We start from the raw sequence: 4121 nt of genomic DNA, 5'->3' as shown, positions 1-4121 counted from the left end.
GATGGCTCATTATACGTATAGAATGATTTCTCTACATACTTTTTCTCACCATTTAAATTAATCCATTTCTCTCCTTCCCAAGTTTGAATTTTCCACCAACCATTGTTTCGTTTTTCCTTCACAAGAATCGTTTGGGGCGTATACTCCGCTCCACCATTTGATTTACTTGATGTAAAAGAAGCTTCATTATATGCATAAAATGACTTTTCTACATTTTCTTTCGTATCCGCATTCGCAAGTGCACCCATCATTACGCTATTTTCCATCATATATATCACCTTTCCTTTTCTTCTATTAATTTATATAAAGTAACGATCCTATTAATTTCAAATAATATTTAATAAAAAATATAAAAGGCCACTTAAATAAGTTGGCCTTTTGTATTATCTAATTACTACATGTTCTTCACGAATCCAACGATTCCCACCAATATCAACATGTCCATCTTGACGCCCGAATAATCGATACGGCTCGCTACCATCTACAAAACCAGTATCCTTTCCATTCGGTCCATCGTAATGTCTAATTTGATAACCCGAAGGATATTTTGAATAAGCATAAAACCATTGAACATCGAAATGCTCTAATTTTGCCCATTGTTCATCCCCGCCAAAATTAATCATATATTCTGGGATCCACCAAGCTTTATAAATTAAATATGGGTTTTTATCCTTAATAGAATTACCTGAAAATATAAAATCAGTTGGATTTGTATTTAAGTTCACCTCATATCCAACAGGATATTTTGAGATAGCCATCCCAATACCTACTGGTCGACTTTGTTGCCCCTTGTTATCACCATTTCCATCAAGAAACCAAGATAATGACTTGTTACCAATTAAATAATTCAAATCACATTTACCAATACCAGATACATTTCCTGTCTCAGTATACTGCCAAATGTCACAAGGATAAGCTGGTTTATTCCCACCATAACGTGGAATCCATGTAAAATCAGCTTTAATATTCGCTGCACCAAACGCTTCATAAGTATGATGCCCTACGTATAAACCAACTTTATTTGCTCCTAAACGGCGTAATTCATCAATAAACGCTTGCGTCCCACTTTGCATATCACCCATTGTCTTAACCTCAACGTCTGCAACCCAAAATAATGCACCTTTGTCACCTCGCGCCCAAAAATCTTGCGCTTCTTTCTTAGCATCCGCAATAGACGTAAAGCGGCAAAATGCGTAATTTCCATACGGTACTTTATAACCTTTCATAGCCTGAACGTATTCTTTATACATAGGATCTACATAATTTGAGCCATCTTGCACCCTAGCAATAACTAAATCAAGCTGAGGAGCCGCTACACTCCAATCTATATTACCGTTCCATTTTGAAATATCTACAATGTGTCCCATTACTTTATTTCTCCTTTTTATGTTCTTGTTTTTGTTCATTATTCAAAACTTCAACAGCACTGGTTAATATTGTTGGAAGCTTAATCCCTATACGACCAGCATTTTCTAAAACCGATAATGCTTCATTTCCTATAAAGAAAAAGATTGTTGCTTCTCGAATTCCACTATTACTACCAAATACTGAATCTAGCTGTGCTGCAACTCCAATTAATAAAAATAACATCACCTTTTTAGCAATGCCCTTAAAGCCAACTTTGCTTTTCAATTCTCCGCTATAACCTGCTGCAATCATTCCAGACAGATAATCAATAACTGCTATTATTACCAATACTTTCAATGCAACATCAAACCCTCCAAAAAAATACCCACAAAAAGCTCCAAATGTCGCTCCAAATATCTTTATTAAACTAGCAATATGAGCCACGTTCCTTTCTCCTTTTCAAAATAAAAAAGAAAGACAAATGTCTCTCTTCGCTTTTTATTACATCATTAAGATTTATTTGTATAGGAGGGACGTTTTTTATCTTTAATAACCTTTTCCATAACAAGTTATTTTTTATTAGTCTACTTTCAGCACATTTATAGTTACTTACAATTTTCTATACTTCTCTAAATCTGTTGATTCAGGAGAATTACATACATATTTTCTTCCTTTATCATACCTCCTTGTAATACTCTTTTACCTAATAAATAAAAAGCTATTTCGCTACTTTAAATTTATTAAGTTTGAGAGTATATAAATTTATTCAACCCATAAAAATATTATCTTCCTATTCTCAAACTTGCTTAGATGTAGGAGGTTAAACATACATAAAATAAAAAATTCATTTCTATGTTTAGCTCAGATAATATCTACAAAGTTGAGCAATACACACACCATACAGGAGTACTCTTACCTCCAAGGCCCCGCTGGTTATCTACGCGAACAAAGTGCATGGTGACCTATGAAAGCATCACTGTACGATAACCCGAGTGCGTCCTATTCTGGTGGAACGCTTAGTCACCAGAAGGGATTTTGTTTCCCCCCTTCTGATACTAAGATTATCATTCATCCATATTTATAAATTCCCCCTAATTATCCCTCTCTTCATCGGAAATTTCTCCTTTGAATATCTTTATAAATATTGCAACTTTATTTGAGAAATCTGCCTATTTATAATGCTCACATTACACCTAAAGCTGTAGCTATTAAACGAAGGGCATTCTTTTTCTTTTCATAATAAGAATCTTTCTTTATTAACAATTCATTATAAATATAATCATCTCTTAATTTTTGATCGTTTAAATACTTCATCTCAATGATGTTTCTCTCGTCCTCATCTAAACTATACTTTAAAGCTTTTTCAACCTGTCTATACTTCATTTGGTTAATCTGTTTAGTATTACAAATTTCAGGAAACAAATTGATTTCTCCCTGCTGTTGCCCAACCTCATCCCCAAAACGCACCTTTAATGCACGATGTTCCTTCAAAATACTTATAACTACTTTTTGTATTTTCTTTTCTGTTTCTTTATCCATAATTGATAATAAAAGTGGTTGTTCCAAATTAAAAACCTCCCGAGAATATAATTTTTTTTCATATAAAATCCGTCTTACCTTTTAAAAAAATCACTCTATATTTATTGGAGACATGCAATTCAACCTGCTCATTACAACAAAAGTATTTTTTCTAATGAGGGCATACGCCCCAGAGTTTCATACAGTGAAACTTTTCGTTTAAAATTTTTTTCATGTTATTAAAAGATTGTTACTACCTCCCTTCAACATTACGTATTTCACAAATTGAAGGATCCAACACTTCTTTAAATAGCCTCATATTATATCAATCCTTTCCTCTTTACGTTTCCTATTAATAAACTTTATAATGAAAATAAGAGTTATTTTGGAAACTCGTTTAAAGGGGAGACAATATACTGTGGAAATAAAAGATAGATTAAAACAAATTAGAATAGATAGTAAGCTAAGCCAAGAACAATTCGGGAAAGAGGTTGGCTTAACAAAAGGAACTGTTTCTAAATTTGAAAATGGGAAAGCTTTTCCTGGACGAGAAACATTAGAAAAAGTTTCAAAAAGATTTAATGTTACTATTGACTACTTATATGGAGAAAGTAAAGAAATAGATTTAAATGCACACAAATATAAAAAGTTTAAAGAAATTATGGAATGGCTAGAACCTTTACCAAAAGATGAAAAAGATATAGCATTAGGACAAATGCTTTCTATCGCTCAGGCGTTAAATAAAAACCATACGAAACCCGAGAAGAAATAGCCTATTTATTTAGAAGAATGGCTATTTCTTTTAACTTTTTCTATGTATTCATCTAACTTCTCTGGCTCTATCTTTACTATCGTATTTATAAATAGCTTAACGATTTCCTCTTTTGTCATCTCCAAAATCCTCCATCACCTTTAACAGGATAATGATTTCTTACTAAACAACTTTCCAACTTATCATTACTAATTTTTCTTTATTTAATCCCCCCTGCATATAATCATTTTTCCTATTTATAAAAACATAATGAAACTACCCACACTTCTTAAGCAAGATCTAATTCTCTTTAAATCTATCATAACTATTTGTATCTGTTAAACCACGTACCTAATTCCCAAAAAACACTACAAAATATCTGTATGAATATTTTACCATCAATCGAACTTTTGTTCTATATTTAGTTTATAATTCTTTAAAAAATAGCGTATACTCATTCTATTATTTGTAATTCGAAGCAAATTCCCACTAGATTTTTTTATTT

At 32.1% G+C, this 4121-nt stretch carries 4 protein-coding genes and 1 pseudogene; 1 reads left to right on the top strand and 4 read right to left on the bottom strand.

Annotated features, from left to right (window positions below; all coding sequences use genetic code 11):
* The 4 genes and pseudogenes from V7038_RS24940 to V7038_RS24925 form a co-directional block, all read right to left on the bottom strand.
* Positions 1-269 (bottom strand): annotated as a pseudogene (locus V7038_RS24940) (C40 family peptidase); the annotation flags it as partial.
* 114 nt (positions 270-383) lie between these two features.
* Positions 384-1367 carry a glycoside hydrolase family 25 protein gene (locus tag V7038_RS24935; RefSeq protein ID WP_070138786.1) on the bottom strand — a complete coding sequence of 328 codons (984 nt, stop codon included), beginning with the start codon at positions 1365-1367 and terminating at the stop codon, positions 384-386.
* A gap of 4 nt (positions 1368-1371) precedes the next feature.
* Positions 1372-1791, bottom strand: a complete 420-nt coding sequence (locus V7038_RS24930) for a phage holin family protein (RefSeq protein ID WP_070138785.1) — start codon at positions 1789-1791, stop codon at positions 1372-1374.
* 738 nt (positions 1792-2529) lie between these two features.
* Positions 2530-2913: an ArpU family phage packaging/lysis transcriptional regulator gene (locus tag V7038_RS24925; RefSeq protein ID WP_070138784.1), complete on the bottom strand. Its 384-nt coding sequence runs from the start codon at positions 2911-2913 to the stop codon at positions 2530-2532.
* Between the two features lie 370 nt (positions 2914-3283).
* Here V7038_RS24925 and V7038_RS24920 point away from each other — a divergent pair, with 370 nt between their 5' ends.
* The gene (locus tag V7038_RS24920) at positions 3284-3637 is read left to right on the top strand and encodes a helix-turn-helix domain-containing protein (RefSeq protein ID WP_070138783.1); all 354 of its coding nucleotides are present in this window, start codon (positions 3284-3286) and stop codon (positions 3635-3637) included.
* Positions 3638-4121: the final 484 nt, after the last annotated feature.

The sequence above is a fragment of the Bacillus sp. JJ783 genome (assembly GCF_036963225.1).
Classification (GTDB): domain Bacteria; phylum Bacillota; class Bacilli; order Bacillales; family Bacillaceae_G; genus Bacillus_A; species Bacillus_A cereus_U.
The sequence above is the reverse complement of the archived record's forward strand: the minus strand, read 5'-3'. Positions and strand labels throughout refer to the sequence as shown.

Coding starts and splice junctions, on each gene's coding strand:
- V7038_RS24935 (WP_070138786.1), bottom strand. CDS start 1,367: ATGGGACACATTGTAGATATTTCAAAATGGAACGGTAATATAGATTGG.